Annotated in this window: 18 protein-coding genes; 9 read left to right on the top strand and 9 right to left on the bottom strand. The window is 73.6% G+C overall.

What is annotated here, in order from left to right:
* Positions 1-157: 157 nt before the first annotated feature.
* Positions 158-1,039 (bottom strand): oxygenase MpaB family protein, encoded by an 882-nt coding sequence (locus ACFC1R_RS10030; protein WP_375935613.1) that lies wholly within the window; start codon positions 1,037-1,039, stop codon positions 158-160.
* A gap of 185 nt (positions 1,040-1,224) precedes the next feature.
* Between ACFC1R_RS10030 and ACFC1R_RS10025 the strand changes: the two genes are divergently transcribed.
* The 4 genes from ACFC1R_RS10025 to ACFC1R_RS10010 all read left to right on the top strand — a co-directional run bounded on the left by ACFC1R_RS10025 (position 1,225) and on the right by ACFC1R_RS10010 (position 4,749).
* A complete protein-coding gene (locus tag ACFC1R_RS10025; protein WP_045303036.1) occupies positions 1,225-1,488 on the top strand; it encodes a DUF1876 domain-containing protein in 264 nt (87 codons plus the stop codon).
* 319 nt (positions 1,489-1,807) lie between these two features.
* Positions 1,808-3,088: a sensor histidine kinase gene (locus ACFC1R_RS10020; protein ID WP_375935609.1), complete on the top strand. Its 1,281-nt coding sequence runs from the start codon at positions 1,808-1,810 to the stop codon at positions 3,086-3,088.
* A 118-nt stretch (positions 3,089-3,206) separates the two neighbouring features.
* The gene (locus ACFC1R_RS10015) at positions 3,207-3,851 is read left to right on the top strand and encodes a response regulator (RefSeq protein WP_375935723.1); all 645 of its coding nucleotides are present in this window, start codon (positions 3,207-3,209) and stop codon (positions 3,849-3,851) included.
* A gap of 250 nt (positions 3,852-4,101) precedes the next feature.
* A complete protein-coding gene (locus tag ACFC1R_RS10010; protein WP_375935606.1) occupies positions 4,102-4,749 on the top strand; it encodes a Pr6Pr family membrane protein in 648 nt (215 codons plus the stop codon).
* Positions 4,750-4,777: 28 nt separating this feature from the next.
* Here the strand turns inward: ACFC1R_RS10010 and paaK are convergent, their stop codons facing one another.
* From paaK to ACFC1R_RS09990, 4 genes are all read right to left on the bottom strand, one after another.
* Positions 4,778-6,124: a phenylacetate--CoA ligase PaaK gene (paaK, locus tag ACFC1R_RS10005; protein ID WP_375935604.1), complete on the bottom strand. Its 1,347-nt coding sequence runs from the start codon at positions 6,122-6,124 to the stop codon at positions 4,778-4,780.
* A gap of 139 nt (positions 6,125-6,263) precedes the next feature.
* The gene (locus tag ACFC1R_RS10000; RefSeq protein ID WP_375935601.1) at positions 6,264-6,632 is read right to left on the bottom strand and encodes a toxin Doc; all 369 of its coding nucleotides are present in this window, start codon (positions 6,630-6,632) and stop codon (positions 6,264-6,266) included.
* A gap of 2 nt (positions 6,633-6,634) precedes the next feature.
* A complete protein-coding gene (locus tag ACFC1R_RS09995; RefSeq protein WP_375935598.1) occupies positions 6,635-6,901 on the bottom strand; it encodes a hypothetical protein in 267 nt (88 codons plus the stop codon).
* Between the two features lie 65 nt (positions 6,902-6,966).
* Positions 6,967-8,601, bottom strand: coding sequence for an ABC-F family ATP-binding cassette domain-containing protein (locus ACFC1R_RS09990; RefSeq protein WP_375935594.1), 1,635 nt, complete (start codon positions 8,599-8,601; stop codon positions 6,967-6,969).
* 287 nt (positions 8,602-8,888) lie between these two features.
* On the opposite strand from ACFC1R_RS09990, the gene ACFC1R_RS09985 reads away from it, so the two are divergent.
* The 3 genes from ACFC1R_RS09985 to ACFC1R_RS09975 all read left to right on the top strand — a co-directional run bounded on the left by ACFC1R_RS09985 (position 8,889) and on the right by ACFC1R_RS09975 (position 12,094).
* Positions 8,889-10,526 carry an ABC-F family ATP-binding cassette domain-containing protein gene (locus ACFC1R_RS09985; RefSeq protein WP_375935591.1) on the top strand — a complete coding sequence of 546 codons (1,638 nt, stop codon included), beginning with the start codon at positions 8,889-8,891 and terminating at the stop codon, positions 10,524-10,526.
* Positions 10,527-10,670: 144 nt separating this feature from the next.
* Positions 10,671-11,345, top strand: coding sequence for a nitroreductase family protein (locus ACFC1R_RS09980; RefSeq protein WP_375935588.1), 675 nt, complete (start codon positions 10,671-10,673; stop codon positions 11,343-11,345).
* A 158-nt stretch (positions 11,346-11,503) separates the two neighbouring features.
* Entirely contained in the window at positions 11,504-12,094 is a 591-nt protein-coding gene (locus tag ACFC1R_RS09975) for a GNAT family N-acetyltransferase (RefSeq protein WP_375935585.1), read from the top strand.
* 117 nt (positions 12,095-12,211) lie between these two features.
* On the opposite strand, the gene ACFC1R_RS09970 is transcribed toward ACFC1R_RS09975, so the two are convergent.
* Together ACFC1R_RS09970 and ACFC1R_RS09965 are read right to left on the bottom strand one after the other, a co-directional pair.
* A complete protein-coding gene (locus ACFC1R_RS09970; RefSeq protein ID WP_375935583.1) occupies positions 12,212-13,168 on the bottom strand; it encodes an aldo/keto reductase in 957 nt (318 codons plus the stop codon).
* A gap of 105 nt (positions 13,169-13,273) precedes the next feature.
* Positions 13,274-13,705, bottom strand: a complete 432-nt coding sequence (locus tag ACFC1R_RS09965; RefSeq protein ID WP_375935581.1) for a DUF4259 domain-containing protein — start codon at positions 13,703-13,705, stop codon at positions 13,274-13,276.
* Between the two features lie 169 nt (positions 13,706-13,874).
* Between ACFC1R_RS09965 and ACFC1R_RS09960 the strand changes: the two genes are divergently transcribed.
* Positions 13,875-15,035: a serine hydrolase domain-containing protein gene (locus ACFC1R_RS09960; RefSeq protein ID WP_375935577.1), complete on the top strand. Its 1,161-nt coding sequence runs from the start codon at positions 13,875-13,877 to the stop codon at positions 15,033-15,035.
* Between the two features lie 94 nt (positions 15,036-15,129).
* Here the strand turns inward: ACFC1R_RS09960 and ACFC1R_RS09955 are convergent, their stop codons facing one another.
* Complete coding sequence (locus tag ACFC1R_RS09955) at positions 15,130-15,441, bottom strand: hypothetical protein (RefSeq protein ID WP_375935574.1); 312 nt, start codon at positions 15,439-15,441, stop codon at positions 15,130-15,132.
* A gap of 285 nt (positions 15,442-15,726) precedes the next feature.
* Between ACFC1R_RS09955 and ACFC1R_RS09950 the strand changes: the two genes are divergently transcribed.
* A complete protein-coding gene (locus ACFC1R_RS09950; RefSeq protein WP_375935571.1) occupies positions 15,727-17,247 on the top strand; it encodes a carbohydrate binding domain-containing protein in 1,521 nt (506 codons plus the stop codon).
* Between the two features lie 97 nt (positions 17,248-17,344).
* Here the strand turns inward: ACFC1R_RS09950 and ACFC1R_RS09945 are convergent, their stop codons facing one another.
* On the bottom strand, positions 17,345-18,010 hold the full coding sequence (locus tag ACFC1R_RS09945) for a LysE family translocator (protein WP_375935569.1): 666 nt from the start codon (positions 18,008-18,010) through the stop codon (positions 17,345-17,347).
* Between the last annotated feature and the right edge of the window lie 81 nt (positions 18,011-18,091).

Here is an 18,091-nt window from a genome sequence, read left to right as displayed (position 1 = left end):
AACAAGGGCGGCAGGACGGCTTTTCCGCCGAGCGGCCTTTCGGCGTACGGCTCCTCGGCGGGTCACGGCTGCGGCCGGGCGGGCGCGGGCCGTCGCACTCCGGGCGCCGCCCCCGCACCTCGCGGGCGGGCGCCGCGCCGGGGCCGCGCGCGGGCGGTCATCCGGGGGCGTGGTTCCGGGCCGGCGACTCGACGAGGACCGGCTCCAGCCCGCGTTCGCGCCGCCACGCGGCGCGCGCCCGGGGATGGAACCGCCGCTCGAACGGCACCAGCCGCCACCCCAGCGCGACCGCCCGCCCGAACAGCCGGAACCCGAACGCGCTGCGCCGCGACCAGCCGTACCCCAGCCGCTCCCGCACCACCGGCGGGTACAGCCCGACCGTCAGCCAGACCCCGAACCGCGCGAACGGCACCCGCAGCACCCGCCAGAGTGGCTGCGGCAGTCGGCCGAGGGCGGGCGGCCGGGCGATCCGCCGGATGTCCAGCACGGCCCGCGCGGCCGGACTGTCCTCCAGCACCTGCGCGCACATCCGGTCCCAGTAGGCGCAGAAGCCCTGCCAATCGGGCGGCGCCGGACGGGCGCTGACCCCGTACAGCGTGTACCAGCGCAGGCCCTCGGCGTACAGCCGCTCCTTCTCCGGCAGGGTCAGCGGGCGGCCGAAGTGCTCGCAGAGCAGTACCGGGATCATGACGAAGGTGGCGTGCGCCCAGAAGAAGGTGTCGGGGTCGAGCGCGTGGTAGGGGCGGCCGTGGCGGTCGGTGCCCTTGATGCCGAGGTGGTAATCGCGGACCCGGCGGGCCGTACGGGCGGCGTCGGGGCCGTCGTAGACTACCCCGGCGATCGGGTAGAGCGAGCGGAACAGCCGTTCCCAGCGCTCCTCGAAGAAGCGCGAGTGCTGTTCGACCCCGGCGCCGAGCGCGGGGTGCATGTTCTGCATCGAGCCCGCCCACAGGGCGAGCAGGACGGCACGCCAGTCGCTGAAGTACCGCCAGGTCAGCGAGGACGGGCCGAGCGGTTCGGGGTCGGTCCGGCCGGTCATGGCGCCTCCCGCTCCGGGGGCCGCGCAGCCCGTGCTGCCGGTGCGGAGCCCGTGTTACAAATTCTGCTGCCCTGTATCAGCACGGGTCAACACCCGGGAGCGGCCCCCCTGGGGCCACGCCTTGCCAACCGCCCCCGCCCGGCGGATTCTGGGGCGTACGGTCTCTCCCGAGGAGATGAGCCACCATGCACAACCACTGGATCGTCGACCTCAACTTCGAGGAGGACGACAGCCGGACCACCTGCACGGCCTCGCTGAGCGGCTTCAGCGCGCCCGGAGTCCAGGGCCTCGGTGTCGCCCGCCGCAACCCGGACGACACCCCGGACTCCGCCGTCGGCGAGGAGCTGGCAGCCGCCCGCGCCTGCTCCAACCTCGCCCACGAACTGATCAACAAGGCCGCCTCCGGAATCGAGGTCCGCACCCACGAGCGCGCCCACCTGATCTTCTGAACGGTCTTCGGGCGGTCTCTTCCTCCTCTTCGGGCGGTCTCTTCCTCCGGGAGGAGGGCGAAATCCCCCGCCAGGGGGAGGCGGATCATCGCCACGGCCGATGACCGCACCGGGACGTCGGGGAGATAGTCGGGGTCATGGCCCGCACCGAACCCGACCCCTCCCGAGCCTGCGGCACCGGCAGGCCGCCGAGCCGCGCCCCGTCGGCGCCCCTACGCGCTGCCGCCGCCGCTGCCGACGTGGGGCCGGCCCGACTGTCGGCCCGGCTGTCAGTCCGGGCGTCGGTCCGGTTGTCGGCCCAGTGGGGTCGGTGGGGTCGGTGAGCGCCCTGCTCGGACGGCGGGCCGCGCGGCGCTGGGTGCACCTGGTGCTCGGCGGCGCGCTGCTGATGCCGTACTGGATGCTCGCCGAGGTGCTGCTGAGCCTGGCCCTGCCTGGCTCCGACTCCGGCCCCCGGCTCGCCGTGCAGCTGCTCGCCGTTCCGACGGCCCTGCCGATGGCGGCGGTCACCGCGCTGGTCCCGGTGGTCCGGGTGCTGGAGGGCGCAGCGGCCAGGGCGCTCTGCGCGGGTGCGGTGCCGGGCGAAGGCACCGGTGCGGCCCGGGAGCCGGCCACCTCACCGGCCCACTCCTGGGCGGCCCGGCGGCGGACGTCCGCATGGTTCGTCCTGCACGTCCTGCTCGGCGGCATCGTCAGCGGGATGTCCATCTCGGTGCCGCCGGCCGCCGCGCTCCTGCTGCTCTCCCCGTTCGGTGCGCTCGGCCACCCGGGCCGGGAGGCGATCCGCCGCACCTTCGGCGAACACGCGCCGTCCGGGCTGCTGCTCGGCCCGGCACTGCTGCTCCTCCTCCTGATCGTCAACGCCGCCTGTGGCGCCCTGCTGGCCCGCTGCGCGCCCGTCCTGCTCGGCCCGACCCCGGCCGAGCGGCTGGCCGCAGCCGAGCAGCGGGCCGCCGAGCTCGCGGGGCGCAACCGGCTGGCACGGGAGTTGCACGACTCGGTCGGGCACGCGCTGAGCGCGGTGTCCGTCCAGGCGGCGGCGGCCAGCCGGGTCCTGCACACGGACCGGGAGTTCGCGGCACAGGCGCTGGCGGCCATCGAGGAGACCGCGCGCGCGGCCGTCGCCGAGCTCGACACCGTCCTCGGTCTGCTGCGCGAGGAGCGGGCCGAGGACAGCCCTGCGGACAGCGGGCCCACCCTGGAGCAACTCGACACCCTGATACGCCAGATGGGCCTGGCCGGGGTGCACGTCGAGTCGCTGACCGGCCCCGGACTCGGCGAACTGCCGCCCGAGCTCTCCCGGGAGGCGTACCGGATCGTCCAGGAGGGCCTCACCAACGTGCTCCGGCACGCCGGGCCGGTCCCCGCCCGGCTGCGGCTCGAACTGTCCGGCGGACGTCTTGAGTTGGAGCTCGGCAATCCGATCGGCGCCGGGCGGCCCAGCCGCCCCGGCGGTGGACGCGGGCTGCGCGGGATAGCCGAACGCGCCGAGTCCCGGCGCGGCGGCTGCCGGGCCGGGCCGCAGCCGGACGGCACCTGGCAGCTCGCCGTCTGGCTCCCCGCGCCCGGGCAGCCGACCGGCTTCGCGGCGGCACGCTGAGGACGGCGGCGCCGGGCGGGGCGCAGCGGCGGAGAGCCGACGGGGCGGCAGGGCCCAACGCAGCGCGGCAGAGGCAGAGACGGAAACGCAGCAGAGACGGAAAAGGGGGACGGCCGTGATCCGAGTGGTGATCGCCGATGACGAGCGGCTGGTGCGGACCGGGCTGCGGGTGGTTCTGGACGCCGAGCCGGATATCACCGTGGTCGGCGAGGCGGCGGACGGCGCCGAAGTCCTCCCGCTGGCCCGCGAGCTGCGGCCGGACGTCGTGCTGATGGACATCCGGATGCCCGGCCTGGACGGCATCAGGGCCACCGAGCTGGTGCTCGACGCGCTCCGGCCGGCGCCGAAGGTCCTGGTGGTCACCACCTTCGAGAACGACGACCACGTGTACGACGCCCTGCGCGCCGGGGCCTGCGGCTTCATGCTCAAGCGGGCCCGCGCGGAGGAGATGGTGCAGGCCGTCCGGCTGGTGGCGCACGGCGAGTCGCTGCTCTTCCCGGCCGCCGTCCGCGAGCTGGCCAGGCAGCACGCGGGACGCCGCCCCGACGGGTCCGCCCCGCTCCCCCGGCTGACCGAGCGGGAGGGCGAGATCCTGCGGCTGATGTCCGCCGGGCTGGCCAACGGCGAGATCGCCGACCGGCTGGTGGTGAGCCCGGAGACGATCAAGTCCCACGTCGGCAGCGTGCTCGCCAAGCTCGGCGTACGGGACCGCACCCAGGCCGTGATCGCCGCCTACGAGTCCGGCTTCGTCCGCCCCCGCTAGGGCCTGTCCGAACACGGCACACGGCCGTCGGCGTGCTGCGCCGGAGATCCGTCGGCAGGGGCGGGCGGGCCGGGGGCCTCGCCGGAAACCCGGGCCGGGCGATCCCGCCGGGCGATCCCGCCGGGCGGCCCATCGGCGACGCCGGGCCGGCACCGGACGGGTACCGCCCACGCGACGGCTTCCGCCCGGCCGCTACCCGTGGGTAGAGTGCGACGACCCCCCGAACCCTGCGAAAAGAACCGGTGAACGCATGTCAGTCTGGACCAGACCAGCGCTCTGGTGGCGCCTGGCCATCATGATCTCGGCCGGGCTCGGGCTGATCCTCGGCACCGGCTCACTGGTGTACTTCACCATCGAGAGCAACGTCATCGTGCTCGGCTACTTCGCCGGCGCCGTGTACTGGATGACCAGGCGCAACACCACCGACGCCCCGGCGCCCCGGCTGCGCGGCGCCGCCGTGCTCTACATCACCATCACCGGCCTGGTCGCCCACATCATCCTCAACCACGGCGAGAACCCGCTGCCCGGTCTCTTCTCCGGGCCCGACCGCCTCGCGCACTGGTCGAGCTTCTTCCTGCACTACACGACACCCGTGATGGTCGTACTCGACTGGCTCTGCCTGAAGCCCCGCAACGTCTCGCGCTGGCGCGACCTGCCGCTCTGGCTCTCCTTCCCGCTCGGCTACGCCTTCCTGACCGAGCTGCGCGCCGCGCTCTTCCCGCACTTCGACAACAAGTACCCGTACTTCTTCCTGGACCCGACCGAGCACGGCTACGCCTGGGTGGCCGGCCAGATCGGCCAGCTCACGGTCGAGTTCGTGATCCTCGGTGCCGCCGTGATCGGCATGGACCGCCTCGGCACCAGCCTCCGCGGCAGGCTCCGCCCGGCCACCGGCTGAGCCCTCCCCCGGCTCGGGCCGCGGGCGCTCACCGCTCCCGCTGGTCCACCACCCGGCGGATCTTGCCCACCGAGCGCTCCAGCGTCTCGGGGTCCACGACCTCCACCTCGACCGTGACACCGACGCCGTCCTTGATGCCCTGGCCGATCTCCCGGGCCGCCGCCGCCCGCCGGTCGGGCCCGGTGTCGGGCCGCGCCTCGACGCGGACCGTCATGTGGTCCAGCCGGCCGCGCCGGGACAGCCGCAGCTGGAAGTGCGGCGCGACGCCGGGCGTGCGCAGCGCGATCTCCTCGATCTGGCTCGGGAACACGTTGACCCCACGCAGAATGATCATGTCGTCGCAGCGGGCGGTGATCTTCTCGATCCGGCGGAAGGCCGGGCGCGCGGTGCCGGGCAGCAGCCGGGTCAGGTCGCGCGTGCGGTAGCGGATGACGGGCAGCGCCTCCTTGGTGAGCGAGGTGAGGATCAGTTCGCCGCCCGTTCCGTCGGCCATCACACGGTCGGTGAACGGGTCGACGATCTCGGGGAGGAAGTGGTCCTCCCAGAGGTGCAGTCCGTCCTTGGTGTCCACGCACTCCTGCGCCACGCCGGGGCCGAGCGCCTCGGACAGCCCGTAGATGTCGATCGCGTGGATGTCCATCCGCTGCTCGATCTCGCGGCGCATCTCCTCGGTCCACGGCTCCGCGCCGAAGATCCCGATCCGCAGCGAGGTGCCGCGCGGGTCGATCCCCTGGCGCTCGAACTCGTCCAGCAGGGTGAGCAGGTAGGACGGCGTGACCATGATGATCTCGGGCCGGAAGTCCTGGATGAGCTGCACCTGCCGGGCGGTCATGCCGCCGGAGGCGGGGATCACCGTGCAGCCGAGCCGTTCCGCCCCGTAGTGCGCGCCCAGCCCTCCGGTGAACAGCCCGTAGCCGTACGCGACGTGCACCTTGTGCCCGGGGCGGCCGCCGGCCGCCCGGATGCTGCGGGCCACCAGGTCGGCCCAGAGCGAGAGGTCGCGCTCGGTGTAGCCGACCACGGTGGGCCGCCCGGTGGTCCCGCTGGACGCGTGCAGCCGCCGGACCTCGGACATCGGGACGGCGAACATGCCGAAGGGGTACGCCTCGCGGAAGTCGGCCTTGGTGGTGAAGGGGAACCGGGCGAGGTCCGCGAGCGTGCGGCAGTCCTCGGGCCCGACCCCGGCCGCGTCGAACTTCCGCCGGTAGAGCTCGACGTGCTCGTAGGCGTGGCGCAGCGTGCTGCGCAGCCGGACGAGTTGGTGCGCCCTGAGCTCCTCGGGACTCATCCGCTCGCCGGCGTCGAGGAGTTCGGGCGGAGTCGGTTCGCCGAGGTTTTGGCCTGGTCCGGTGGCGTCGGTCGGGGTGCGGCTCATCGACTCGTCCTCTCGGATCGCCTGCTGGTCCCGCCATCCCGGCGCACCGACCGAACATTCGGTCATCAGCAGTGTGAAGGCCAGTAATCCAGGAGGTGATCCACCTGTCAAGGGATTCGCCCGGCGGGCGCGCGCCGGTTCAGATCCGCCAGGCGCGGATCCGCCGGGCGGCCGAGAAGACGTCCGAGGTGCCCTCGGCGACGTCGCGGGCCAGCTCGACCAGGGCGCCGTAGGGCGGGTCGATGCCCTCGTCGGCGGCGTGCATGTAGGCGGCGGTGGCCATGCAGGCGTAGAGGTTGTTGCGGACCGGCAGCGGGCGCAGCAGGACGATGGTGTGCATCAGGGCGGCCGCGCACCAGGCCGGGTCGGCGTCGTGGCCGAGCTGTGCGGTGTTGACGCGGTGGCGGGCGACGGCCGCCTGGAGGGCGGAGTAGTCGCGCACGGTGAGGTCCTCGGGCGAGGCCAGCTCCTGGACGTCGAGCAGCCAGCGGATGTCGACCCGGAGCATCCTCAGGCGGCTGCCGAGTCGGAGCGGGCGACGCCGCGGCGTGTGGCGTCACGGCGCCCGGTGTCCGGGGCGTCCTCCGGGAAGGCCGCGTCGAACTCCTCGACGTGGGCGTTCCAGAAGGCCACCGCGTGGCTGACGAAAGTCCGGCGCTGCTGCTCGCGGACGCTCAGGTCGTGCACGTACGCCTTGACACTCTTGCCGTCCGCGGCGGCGGCCTCGCGGATCGCCGCGAGTTCGGGCTCCGTGTACTCGATATTGAGCGCTGGCATGCGGGGATGGTACCGGAGGGGTACCGGCTCGCGGCACCCCTCCGGCCGATCGGCACTCTCCCCCGTCAGAGCGCGTCGATCGCCCTCAACTCGCCGTCCAGCTCCAGCCAGCGGGTGACACCGATCCCGCGCAGGAACGGAACGTCGTGACTGGCCACCACCAGCGCCCCCTGGTACCCGGCGAGCGCCTGGGTGAGCTGGCGGACGCTGGCCAGGTCGAGGCTGTTGGTCGGCTCGTCCAGCAGCAGCAGCTGCGGCGGCGGGTCGGCGAGCAGCAGGGCGGCCAGGGTGGCCCGGAAGCGCTCGCCACCGGAGAGCGTGCCCGTGAGCTGCTCGGCCCGCCCGCCCCGGAACCGGAAGCGGGCCAGCCTGGCCCGGACCGCGTTGTCACCCGCACCCGGCGCGTACGCCTTGACGTTGTCGGCCACCGAACGGCTGTCGTCCAACAGGTCCAGGCGCTGGGGCAGGTAGCGCAGCGGTACGGGCACGGTGACCTCCCCCGCGAGTGGGGCGAGGTCGCCCGCGATGGTGCGCAGCAGGGTGGTCTTGCCCGCGCCGTTGCGGCCCACCAGGGCGATCCGCTCCGGTCCGCGCAGCTCCAGGTCGGCCGAGGCGCCGTGGGCGAGCCGGACCCTGTCGAGGCTGAGCACCGTCCGGCCCGGTGGGACGAAGGTGCGCGGGAGGTCGATCCGGATCTCGGCGTCGTCGCGGACGGCCTCCTCCGCGGCGGCGAGCCGCTCCTCCGCCTCGGCGAGGCGCTCGGCGTGCATGCCCTTGACCCGCCCGGCCGTCTCCTCGGCCTGCCGTTTGAGCTTCCCGGCGAAGATCTTCGGGTCGTTGCGGGTCTCCGAGCGCTTCTTGCCATAACTGGCGCTGCGGGCCAGCTTGGTACGGGCCTCGACCAGGTCGCGCTTCTGCCGCTGGACGTCGGCCTCGGCGACCCGCACCAACCGCTCGGCGGTCTCCTGCTGGGCGGCGACGGTGCGTTCGTAGTCGGCGAGGTTGCCGCCGTACCAGGTGACCCTGCCATCACGCAGGTCGGCGATCTGGTCGACGTACTGGAGCAGTTCGCGGTCGTGGCTGACCACGACCATCACCCCCGGCCAGCTCGCCACGGCCTCGTGGAGCAGCGAACGGGCGCGCCGGTCCAGGTTGTTGGTCGGCTCGTCCAGCAGCAGGACGTCCGGGCGGCGCAGCAGCAGGGCGGCCAGGTGCAGCAGCACGGCCTCACCGCCGGAGAGTTCGCCGACGGTCCGGTCGAGGCCGAGCCGTTCCAGCCCCAGCCGGTCGAGGGTGGCGCGGGCGCGCTCCTCGACGTCCCAGTCGTCGCCGATCGCGGCGAAGTGCCGCTCGTCGGTGTCACCGGACTCGATGGCGTGCAGCGCCGTGCGGGCGGCCCGGATGCCGAGCGCCTCGTCGACCCTCCCCCGGCCTTCGGCCGGGGGTGCCCCCACGCGCGTGTCCGGGGTGAGGTCCTGGGGAAGGTAGCCAAGTTCGCCACCGATCCGCACGGTACCGGCGGCGGGGGTGAGATCGCCCGCGATCAGGCGCAGCAGGGTGGACTTGCCGGCCCCGTTGAGCCCGATCAGCCCGGTGCGGCCGGGGCCGACGGCGAGGTTGAAGCCGTCGAGGACGGTGGTGCCGTCCGGCCATTCGAAGCTCAGGTCGGTGCAGAGGATGGAGGTGGTGGGATGCGCCATGACGGCCTCCGGCGTGTTTGCTGTGGGTGAGGGGAGCAACACGGGAGACACCGCTGGAAGCGGTCGCGAAGAGATGCAGGGAGGATGCTCGCTGCCGAGGTCGCACGCTCACGCCACGCACACGTCGGGGGTGCGTGGGGCGGTGTCTCAGGACCTCAGTAGAGCAACGGCCTTCTCCTCGTCTGGCGGCACCGCGGCGGCTGCGGCGGCAACGACGTCCACGGTAGGCGGGCCGCCGCGGCACCCGCAAAGGGTTTTCCGCGGCCGCCGATAGGATCGGGGACATCATGAGCGCCACTCTCGTAGTCAACGACCTCACCGCCGGCCACGGCGACCGCACCCTCTTCTCCGGCCTGGACCTGGTCGTCGCCCCGGGCGACGTGGTCGGCCTGGTCGGGGTCAACGGGGCGGGCAAGTCCACCCTGCTGCGCCTGCTGGCCGGTCTCAGCGCCCCCGAGAGCGGCACGGTCAGGCTGAACCCGCCGACCGCCAACGTCGGCCACCTGCCGCAGGAACCGGAGCGCCGCGCGGGCGAGTCGGTGCGTGCCTTCCTGGCCCGCCGCACGGGTGTGGCGGCGGCGCAGGCCGCACTGGACGAGGCCACCGAGGGCCTGGTCGAGGGCCGTCCCGGCGCGGACGACGCGTACGCGGCCGGCCTGGACCGCTGGCTGGACCTGGGCGGCGCCGACCTGGAGGAGCGCGCGGAGGAGGTCGCCGACTCGCTCGGGCTGAAGGTCGGTCTGGACCTGCCGATGACCGCGCTCTCCGGCGGTCAGGCCGCCCGTGCGGGGCTGGCCTCGCTGCTGCTCTCCCGCTACGACGTCTTCCTGCTGGACGAGCCCACCAACGACCTGGACCTGGACGGCCTGGAGCGCCTGGAGTCCTTCGTCAAGGGGCTGCGTGCGGGCACCGTCCTGATCAGCCACGACCGTGAGTTCCTGGCCCGCACGGTCACCCGGGTGCTGGAGCTGGACCTCGCCCAGCAGCAGGTCAACCTGTACGGCGGCGGCTACGAGGCGTACCTGGAGGAGCGGACGGTGGCCCGCCGGCACGCCCGCGAGCAGTACGACGAGTACGCGGACACCAAGGCGGGGCTGGAGGCGCGGGCCCGGATGCAGCGCGGCTGGATGGAGCACGGCGTCCGCAACGCCCGCCGCAAGAGCGGCGACAACGACAAGATGGGCCGCGCGATGCGGCAGGAGTCGACCGAGAAGCAGGCGTCCAAGGCCCGGCAGACCCAGCGCATGATCGAGCGCCTCGACGTGGTCGAGGAGCCGCGCAAGGAGTGGGAGCTGCGGATGGAGATCGCCGCCGCACCGCGCTCCGGCGCCGTGGTGGCCACCCTGCGCGGGGCCTCGGTCAAGCGCGGGGACTTCGCCTTCGGGCCGGTGGACCTGCAGATCGACTGGGCCGACCGGGTCGCCATCACCGGTGCCAACGGCGCGGGCAAGTCCACCCTGCTCGCCGCGCTGCTCGGACGGCTCGAACTGGACGGCGGCAGCGCGGTGCTGGGCTCGGGCGTGGTGGTCGGCGAGGTCGACCAGGCGCGCGGCCTGTTCCTGGGCGGCGAACCGCTGGCCGAGGCGTTCGCCACCGCGGTCCCCGAGCTCTCACCGGAGGAGGTCCGCACCCTGCTGGCCAAGTTCGGGCTGAAGGCGGCCCACGTGCTGCGCCCGGCCGACACCCTCTCCCCCGGCGAGCGGACCAGGGCGGCGCTCGCCTTGCTCCAGGCCCGCGGGGTCAACCTGCTGGTGCTGGACGAGCCCACCAACCACCTGGACCTGCCCGCCATCGAGCAGTTGGAGTCCGCGCTCGCCTCCTACACCGGAACGCTGCTGCTGGTGACCCACGACCGGCGGATGCTGGAGGCGGTCACGGTCAACCGCCGCCTCGAGGTCGCCGACGGCCGGCTGCACGAGCGCTGACCCGCGCCCCCGGCCCGGGCACGGCTCCCGGGGGCGGGGATCCGCGTGACCGCCCGCCGCCGGGGCGCCCGGTCCCCGCGCGGCTCCCCGCCCCCGGCGCAGTCGCCCTTCCGCCCGGCGTGGCCATGTGCTGTGCTGTGCACCATGGTTGACAGTGCATCGGCAGCGGCCGCCTACCCGACTGTCCCGCTCCGCCCCATGACGGTCCCCGCCCAGGAGGCGGCGGACCGCAGCAGGGCCTTCTACGACGTGATGTCGCAGCGCCGGACCGTCCGCGACTACTCCACCCGCCCGATCCCCGACGAGGTGATCGAGTGGGCGGTCCGCACCGCCTCGACCGCGCCCAGCGGCGCGCACGTCCAGCCCTGGCGGTTCGTGGTGATCACCGACCCGGAGCGCAAGCGGAGGCTGCGCGAGGCCGCCGAGGCGGAGGAGCGCGAGTTCTACGCGCACCGCGCCTCACCGGAGTGGCTCGAGGCGCTCCGGCCGATCGGGACGGACTGGCAGAAGCCGTTCCTCGAGGACGCCCCCGCCGTGATCGTGGTCTTCGAGGTGCACAAGGGGCCAGGGTCGCCGCGGCCCTACTACACCAAGGAGTCGGTCGGCATCGCCGTCGGCCTGCTGCTCGCGACCCTGCACCAGGCGGGGCTGGCCACCCTCACCCACACGCCCAGCCCGATGCGCTTCCTCAACGAGGTGTGCGAGCGGCCGGGCGAGGAACGCGCCGCGTACGTCATTCCGGTCGGCTACCCGGCGGACCACGCCCGGGTGCCGGACCTGCGCCGCAAGGACCTCGACCAGGTCCTGGTCCGGCTCTGACCCGGCCGGCCCGGTCACGCGCCGGACCCGCCCGGCTCGCACGCCGGTCCGGCGCTGGTGCCCGCCCGGCTCCGAAACCTCGGCAGCGGAGTCGGCCCGGCTGACGTGTCACCGGAAAACACCTGTTCAGGGCGGTGCCGGGGGGCAATAATCCGGTCATGAGTCAAAGCACCGACGAGCTCTTCGCCGTCACCGAGGGACGCCCGCCCGAGCTGATTCCGCTGCCGGGCGGGTTCTCGCTGCGCCGCCGTGCGGCGGGCGACGCCCCCGGGCTGAACGCCGCGGTGACCGCCAGCCTCGAACACCTGCGGCCGTGGATGGAGTGGGCCAGGTCGAAGCCGACCCTGGACCACACCCGGGAGATGGTCCGGGCCGGGGTGGACGCCTGGGACGCGGGCACCGACTTCATGTACGTCCTCGGCCCGGACTCCCTGCCGGGCAGCGTGGTCGGCGCCTTCGGCCTGCACGGACGGATCGGCGCGGGCGCACTGGAGATCGGCTACTGGGTCGCCGTCGACCACGCGGGCCGCGGCCTGGCGACCGCCGCCGCCGGGGCGCTGACCGGGGCCGCGCTCGCCCTGCCGGGCATCGGGCGGGTGGAGATCCACTGCGACGAGGGCAACCTGGCCAGCGCCGCCGTTCCGCGCAAGCTCGGCTACCGGCTCGACCGGGTGGTGGACTTCGAGCCCGTCACACCGGCCGAGACCGGCCGCAGGCTGATCTGGATCACCGACGGACCCGGCACCTGAACCGCCGCCCGGGCCCGGCGCCCGCCGGGTGAAGCTCCCGGGGTGCGGGGAACTGCCCGGATCCGCACCGGACTTGCCGTGCAGCTTCCCGCACCCACCGCCGGCGCCCGGCCGGGTTCAGTACCTGCCGCCGACCGGCGCGGGCAGTGCGTCCAGCTCGGCGAGGTCCGCGGGGCTGAGCTCGACGTCCGCCGCGCCGGCGTTGTCCGCCAGGTACGCGGGCGTCTTGGTGCCCGGGATCGGGATCACGTACCGCCCCTGCGCCAGCAGCCAGGCGAGAGCCACCTGCGCCGGGGTGGCTCCGGTCCTGGCGGCGATCTTCCTGACCTGCTCCACCAGCGCCAGATTGGCCTGCACCGCCTCGGCCTGGAAACGCGGCAGGGTGGAGCGCCAGTCGTCGGCCGCCAGGTCGCTCGCGGAGGTGATCCGGCCGGTCAGGAAACCCCGGCCGAGCGGCGAGAAGGGCAGGAAGGCGATCCCCTGCTCCTCGGTGTACGGGAGCACCTCGGCGAGCGAGTCCCTGGTCCAGAGCGAGAACTCGTTCTGGACGGAGGCCACCGGGTGCACCGCCTGCGCCCGCTCGATCTGCTCGACCGTCACCTCGGACAGGCCGATCTGCCGGGCCTTGCCCGCCGCGACCGTCTCGGCCAGCGCGCCCCAGGTCTCCTCGATCGGCACCGCCGGGTCCACCCGGTGCAGCTGGTACAGGTCGACGTGGTCGGTGCCGAGGCGGCGCAGGCTCTCGTCGATCGCCTTCCGCACGTGCTCGGGGCGCCCGTCGTTGGCCGTCCGGGTCTCGCCCGTGCCGGGCACCAGACCGACCTTGGTGGCCAGCACCGCCCGCTCCCGGTACGGACCGGCCAGTGCGCGGCCGACCAACTCCTCGTTGGTGTAGGGGCCGTAGATGTCCGAGGTGTCGATCAGCGTGACCCCGAGGTCCAGTGCCGCCCGCAGCACCTCCACCGACACCTCGTCGTTGCGCCCGGCGGGGTCGTACGCCCAGGTCATCCCCATGCAGCCGAGCCCGACCACGCCGACCTCGGGTCCGGTGCTGCCCAGTGTCGTGTTGCGCATCTTCTCTCCTCCAGCCCGTTCCGGACGCTCCGGCCCGTTCCGGACGCCCGGCTCCACCCTGCCGCCCGGAGCGCACTCCAAGTCAAGCGCCCACGCCCGCAGCCGCTACCCGGCCGCCGCCAGCACCGCGCGCAGCCGTCGGACACCCGCGCGCCACTGCTGCCCCGCGCCCGCCTCGTCCCAGAGCTCGGCCAGCTCGGACCGCTCCGCCAGGACCCGGTCCAGGGCCCGGACGGCGAGCGGCCGGAGCTCGGCGGTGAACACGGGCAGCGGCCGCTTCGGCCCGTAGGCGGAGTCGACCGGTGCGCCGCCGGGGCACTGCGCGGCTATCAGCGCCGCCGCCGCGACCGCCTCCGCCCCCTCGTCCCGCTCCAGGTAGGCGGCGGTGTCGGCCGCGGCCGCGAGCACACCGCGCGCCAGGCTCACACCCCCGCCCCCGGCCCGGCCCTCCCGCGAACCGTCCGACGCGCGATCCAGCGCGCCGGCCAAGTCCGCCGCCGCGTCGTTGTCGAACGGACCGATCTCCCAAGCACCCACGAACAGCCTCCTGCCCCTTCTCTCCGCACGTGCCGCCCATCGTGGCAGGCGGCACCGACAACGGAGCGGGTGGACGGCCGGGACGACGGAAACTCCACCGGCAGGAATGCCGACGGGGGGTCAGCTCGTTGGGCCCTGACGGAGATCGAACAGACATCGGGGAGGACAAGTGTCGAACCAGGCCGGCGTTCAGGGCACAGTGGCAGCGGGCTTCGAGGAGGTACGGGAGGAGTTCGCCGCCGTGCTCGCCGCGGAGCCCCACCAGCCGGGGGCCCAGCTCGCGGCGTACCTGCACGGGCGGCAGGTGGTCGATCTGTGGGCGGAGGACGGCATCACCACGGGGGACGCGCTGACCGGCGTCTTCTCCGTCACCAAGGGCGCGGCCCACCTGGTCGTCGCCCTGCTGGTACAGGACGGCGTCCTCGACCTCGACCGCGAAGTCGCCGCCTACTGGCCGGAGTTCGCCGCCGAGGGCAAGGGCCGGGTGACCCTGCGGGAGCTGATCTCCCACCGTGCCGGGCTGATCGGCGTGGACGGCGGGTTCACGCCGGAGGAGCTCGCCGACGACCGGCTGATAGCCGAACGGCTGGCGGCCCGGAAGCCGTACTGGGAGCCGGGCACGGCCTACGGGTACCACGGCCTGGTGATCGGCGCCCTCACCGGCGAGGTGGTCCGCCGGGCCACCGGCCGGTCGGTCCAGGAGCTGTTCGAGGAGCGGATCAGGGCCCCGTACGGGCTGGACCTCCACCTCGGCCTGCCCGAGGAGCTCGAACCCCGTTACCTGGAGGTGCAGCCGGCGCAGCCCGCACCGGCGGAGCTGGCCGAGTTCCTGGCGAACGCGCCGGGCCCCGACAGCCTCACGGCGGTGGCCTTCAACCTCAACGCGACCCCGCCCACCGATCTGACGGCGTTCGCCAACACCCGCTCGGTACGGGCCCTCGGCCAGGCCTCGGCGGGCGGCGTGGGCAACGCGCGCGGCGCGGCGCGGATGTACGCGGCGGTGATCAGCGGGCTGGACGGCCGGGGACCGCTGCTGACTCCGGCCACCATCGCCGAGTTCACCCGGCTGCACACCCCGGGCCCCGACCTGGTGGTGAACGCGCAGGACCACTTCGGCCTCGGCTTCGAGCGGCAGAGCGTCCCGTACCCGTTCCTGGGTCCGGACGCCTTCGGGCACGCCGGCGCCACGGGCTCCCAGTCCTTCGCCGATCCGCGCAGCGGCGTCGCGTACGGCTACATCCGCCGCCGCTTCGCCTTCCCGCCCGCCGGCGGCTCCGCCGAGAACGTGCGCCTGGCAGCAGCCGTCCTGCGCGCGGCCACCGCCCGTTAGGGTCGCGGCCGCCCGCACGGGCCCCGCCGGTCCGGCGCGCGCCGTCGCGTGCCCGGCGGGATCCGCGCGGGCGGCCCCGGGCCCCGCCGCCCGGTCAGGCGTCGTCCGGCAGGGTCCAGCAGTCCGAGCCGGCCGGAGGCGGCGGGGCGATCTGCCACCGATCGCGGTCCGCGCCCTCGTCCCAATACGGGACCCTCTCCTCGAAGTAGAGGACGTGGGCCCAGAACTCCTCGTCCTCGTGGCACACGAGGTCCGGGTAAGGAGCGAACTCCAGGTGACCCCAGGCCTGGTTGAGCCGGGCGACCGCCTCGGCCCAGGTGATGCCGAACCGGTCCCGCATCACCTGGGCGATGGCCGAGAAGAACTCCGTCATCTCGGCGTCGGCGTTCATGAGAAAGACTGTCAAAGCTGCTCCACTCCATAGGGACAGGCCCCGGAAACAGGCCCCGGAGACGGGCCCCGAGGACATCGACGACCGATTCCCCGCGAAGGCTATCCGGTGGCCCCGTCGACCTTAAGAGCGGTTCAAAACCTGACGGCGGTGCTTGACGCGCACAGTTGGTCTAGTCCATTTTGAAGGGCAGGGCGGGCCCCACCCGCCGTTCCTCAGGACCACCCCACAGCCAGCCGCCGGCCGCTCCCCCACCACCCCGCGCCCGGCGTCCTCGGCACGTCCGAAAGGCAGCCCCGCATGCCACGCGCCCTCAACCGCCAGTCCGCGACGCCCCACCGGCGCACCGGGCGGGTCGCGAAGCTCCTCCCGATCGGCTGCGCCGCCGCGCTCGCGGCCGGTGCGCTGACCACGGTGGCCGTCAACGCCAGTGCGGCGGACGGGAATCTGCTCGCCAACCCCGGCTTCGAGAGCGGTTCGCTCGGCCCGTGGAGCTGTTCCGGCGGTACCGGAGGCGTAATCAACTCGCCTGTGCACAGCGGCTCGTACGCTCTGCAGGGGGTCGCGAGCAGCGGCGACACCGCCCGGTGCAGCCAGAGCGTCAGCGTCCAGCCGAACACCAAGTACTCGCTGAGCGCCTGGGTCCAGGGCCAGTACGTCTACCTCGGCGCGACCGGTTCCGGTGTCACCGACCCGGCCGTCTGGACGCCCGGCGGCAACTCCTGGCAGCAGCTGAGCACCAGCTTCACCACCGGTCCCGGCACCACCAGCGTCACCGTCTACCTGCACGGCTGGTACGGCCAGGGCGCCTACCTCGCCGACGACCTGGTGCTCGGCGGCCCCGGCGCCCCGCCGCCCACCACCCCGCCGCCCGGCAGCGGCTCCCCGGCCCCGTCCCCGTCCCCGAGTTCGAGCCAGACCCGGACCCCGCCGCCGGACGTCGCCCTCCCGGTGGCCCCCTACGTGGACATGGGCGCCTGGCCGACCCCCTCGCTCAAGGACATGGCGGCCAACGGCAACCTCAAGTCCTTCACCATGGCGTTCATCACCGCGCCCAGCGGCTGCAAGGCATCCTGGTTCAACGCCTACGACCCGCGCAGCGGTTGGGGCAAGGACCAGATCGACGCCGTCCGTGCGGCGGGCGGCGACGTCAAGGTCTCCTTCGGCGGCGCCTCCGGCACCGAACTCGCCCAGGCCTGCTCGACGGTGGACTCGCTCTTCGCCGAGTACGACGCCGTGGTGAACGCCTACGACCTCAGGTACGTGGACTTCGACATCGAGGGCACCGCCGTGGTCGACACGGCCGCCAACGACCGCCGTTCGGCCGCGCTGACCAGGCTCCAGCAGGCCCACCCCGGCCTGAAGGTCTCGCTCACCCTGCCCGTCCTGCCGGAGGGCCTGACCGCCGACGGGGTCGCCGTGGTCAAGTCCGCCCGCGACGCCGGGGTCGGCCTCGACCTGGTGAACGTGATGGCGATGGACTACAACCGACCGAGCACCGACTACGGCGCCGACGCCGTCCAGGCCGCGCAGTCCACCCACGACCAGCTGAAGACGCTGTACCCGGCCAAGACGGACGCCCAGCTCTGGGCGATGACCGGGGTCACCCCGATGCTCGGCGAGAACGACGACCACGGCGTCTACGACCAGGCCGCCGCCCGCCAGCTGGTGTCGTTCGCCCAGCAGCACCGCCTCGGTGTACTGGGCTTCTGGGAGATGACCCGGGACGCGGCCGCCTGCACCGGCGCGCTCTTCAAGTGCACCAACATCCCGCAGTCGCCGTACGAGTTCTCGCAGATCTTCGCCCAGTACACCGGCTGACGTCCGCCCGCCGGCAGCGGCCGGGCACCGCTCGCCGGGTGCCGTCCAGGGGCCACGGGCCCGTGGGCGGCACCCGGCGACCGGTGCCGACGATCCGTCAGGATGCGGCAAGCGCCGCCCGCGACCGGTCGGCTGCGATCTTCAGGGCGAACCCGGCCAGTGCGGTGCCGGTGGCGTAGCGGTGGATCCGCTGCCAGAGCGGGCGGCGGGTGAAGAACGCGGAGACCGAGCCCGCCGTCAGGACGAAGAAGGCGTTCCCGGCCAGTCCGACCGCGATCTGGGTGAGCCCCAACAGTGCGCTCTGCAGCGCGACATGCCCGTGCTGCGGGTTCACGAACTGCGGCAGCAGCGAGACGTACAGGATCGCCAGCTTGGGGTTGAGCAGACAGGTGACCAGACCCATCAGGAAGAGCTTGCCCGGCGGGTCGGCGTCGAGCTCGCGCGGCGCGAACGCCGAGTTGCCGCCGGGACGGACGGCCTTCCAGGCCAGCCAGAGCAGGTAGCCGGCGCCGACCAGCTTGAGCGCGAGGTAGATCTCGGGAACCAGCGCGAACACCGCCGCGATCCCGGCCGTCGCCGCGGCCAGGTAGACCAGGAAGCCGAGTCCGACTCCGGCCAGCGAGATCATCCCGGCCCGGCGGCCCTGGGTCACCGACCGCGACACCAGGTAGATCATGTTCGGTCCCGGCGTGAGCACCATCCCCAGCGCCACCACCGCGATCCCGGCTATCGCTCCCCACTCCACCGCACGCACCTCGTTCATTCGTTCGACTCCGCAAAACCGCTCGCGAAGCTAGCACCGCCGAACCTCCCCCGGCACACCCGTCCCCGCCCCGCCGGCACC

This window comes from Kitasatospora sp. NPDC056138 (assembly GCF_042264695.1).
In the GTDB taxonomy this organism is placed as follows: domain Bacteria; phylum Actinomycetota; class Actinomycetes; order Streptomycetales; family Streptomycetaceae; genus Kitasatospora.
This window is presented reverse-complemented; position numbering and strand designations above follow the sequence as displayed.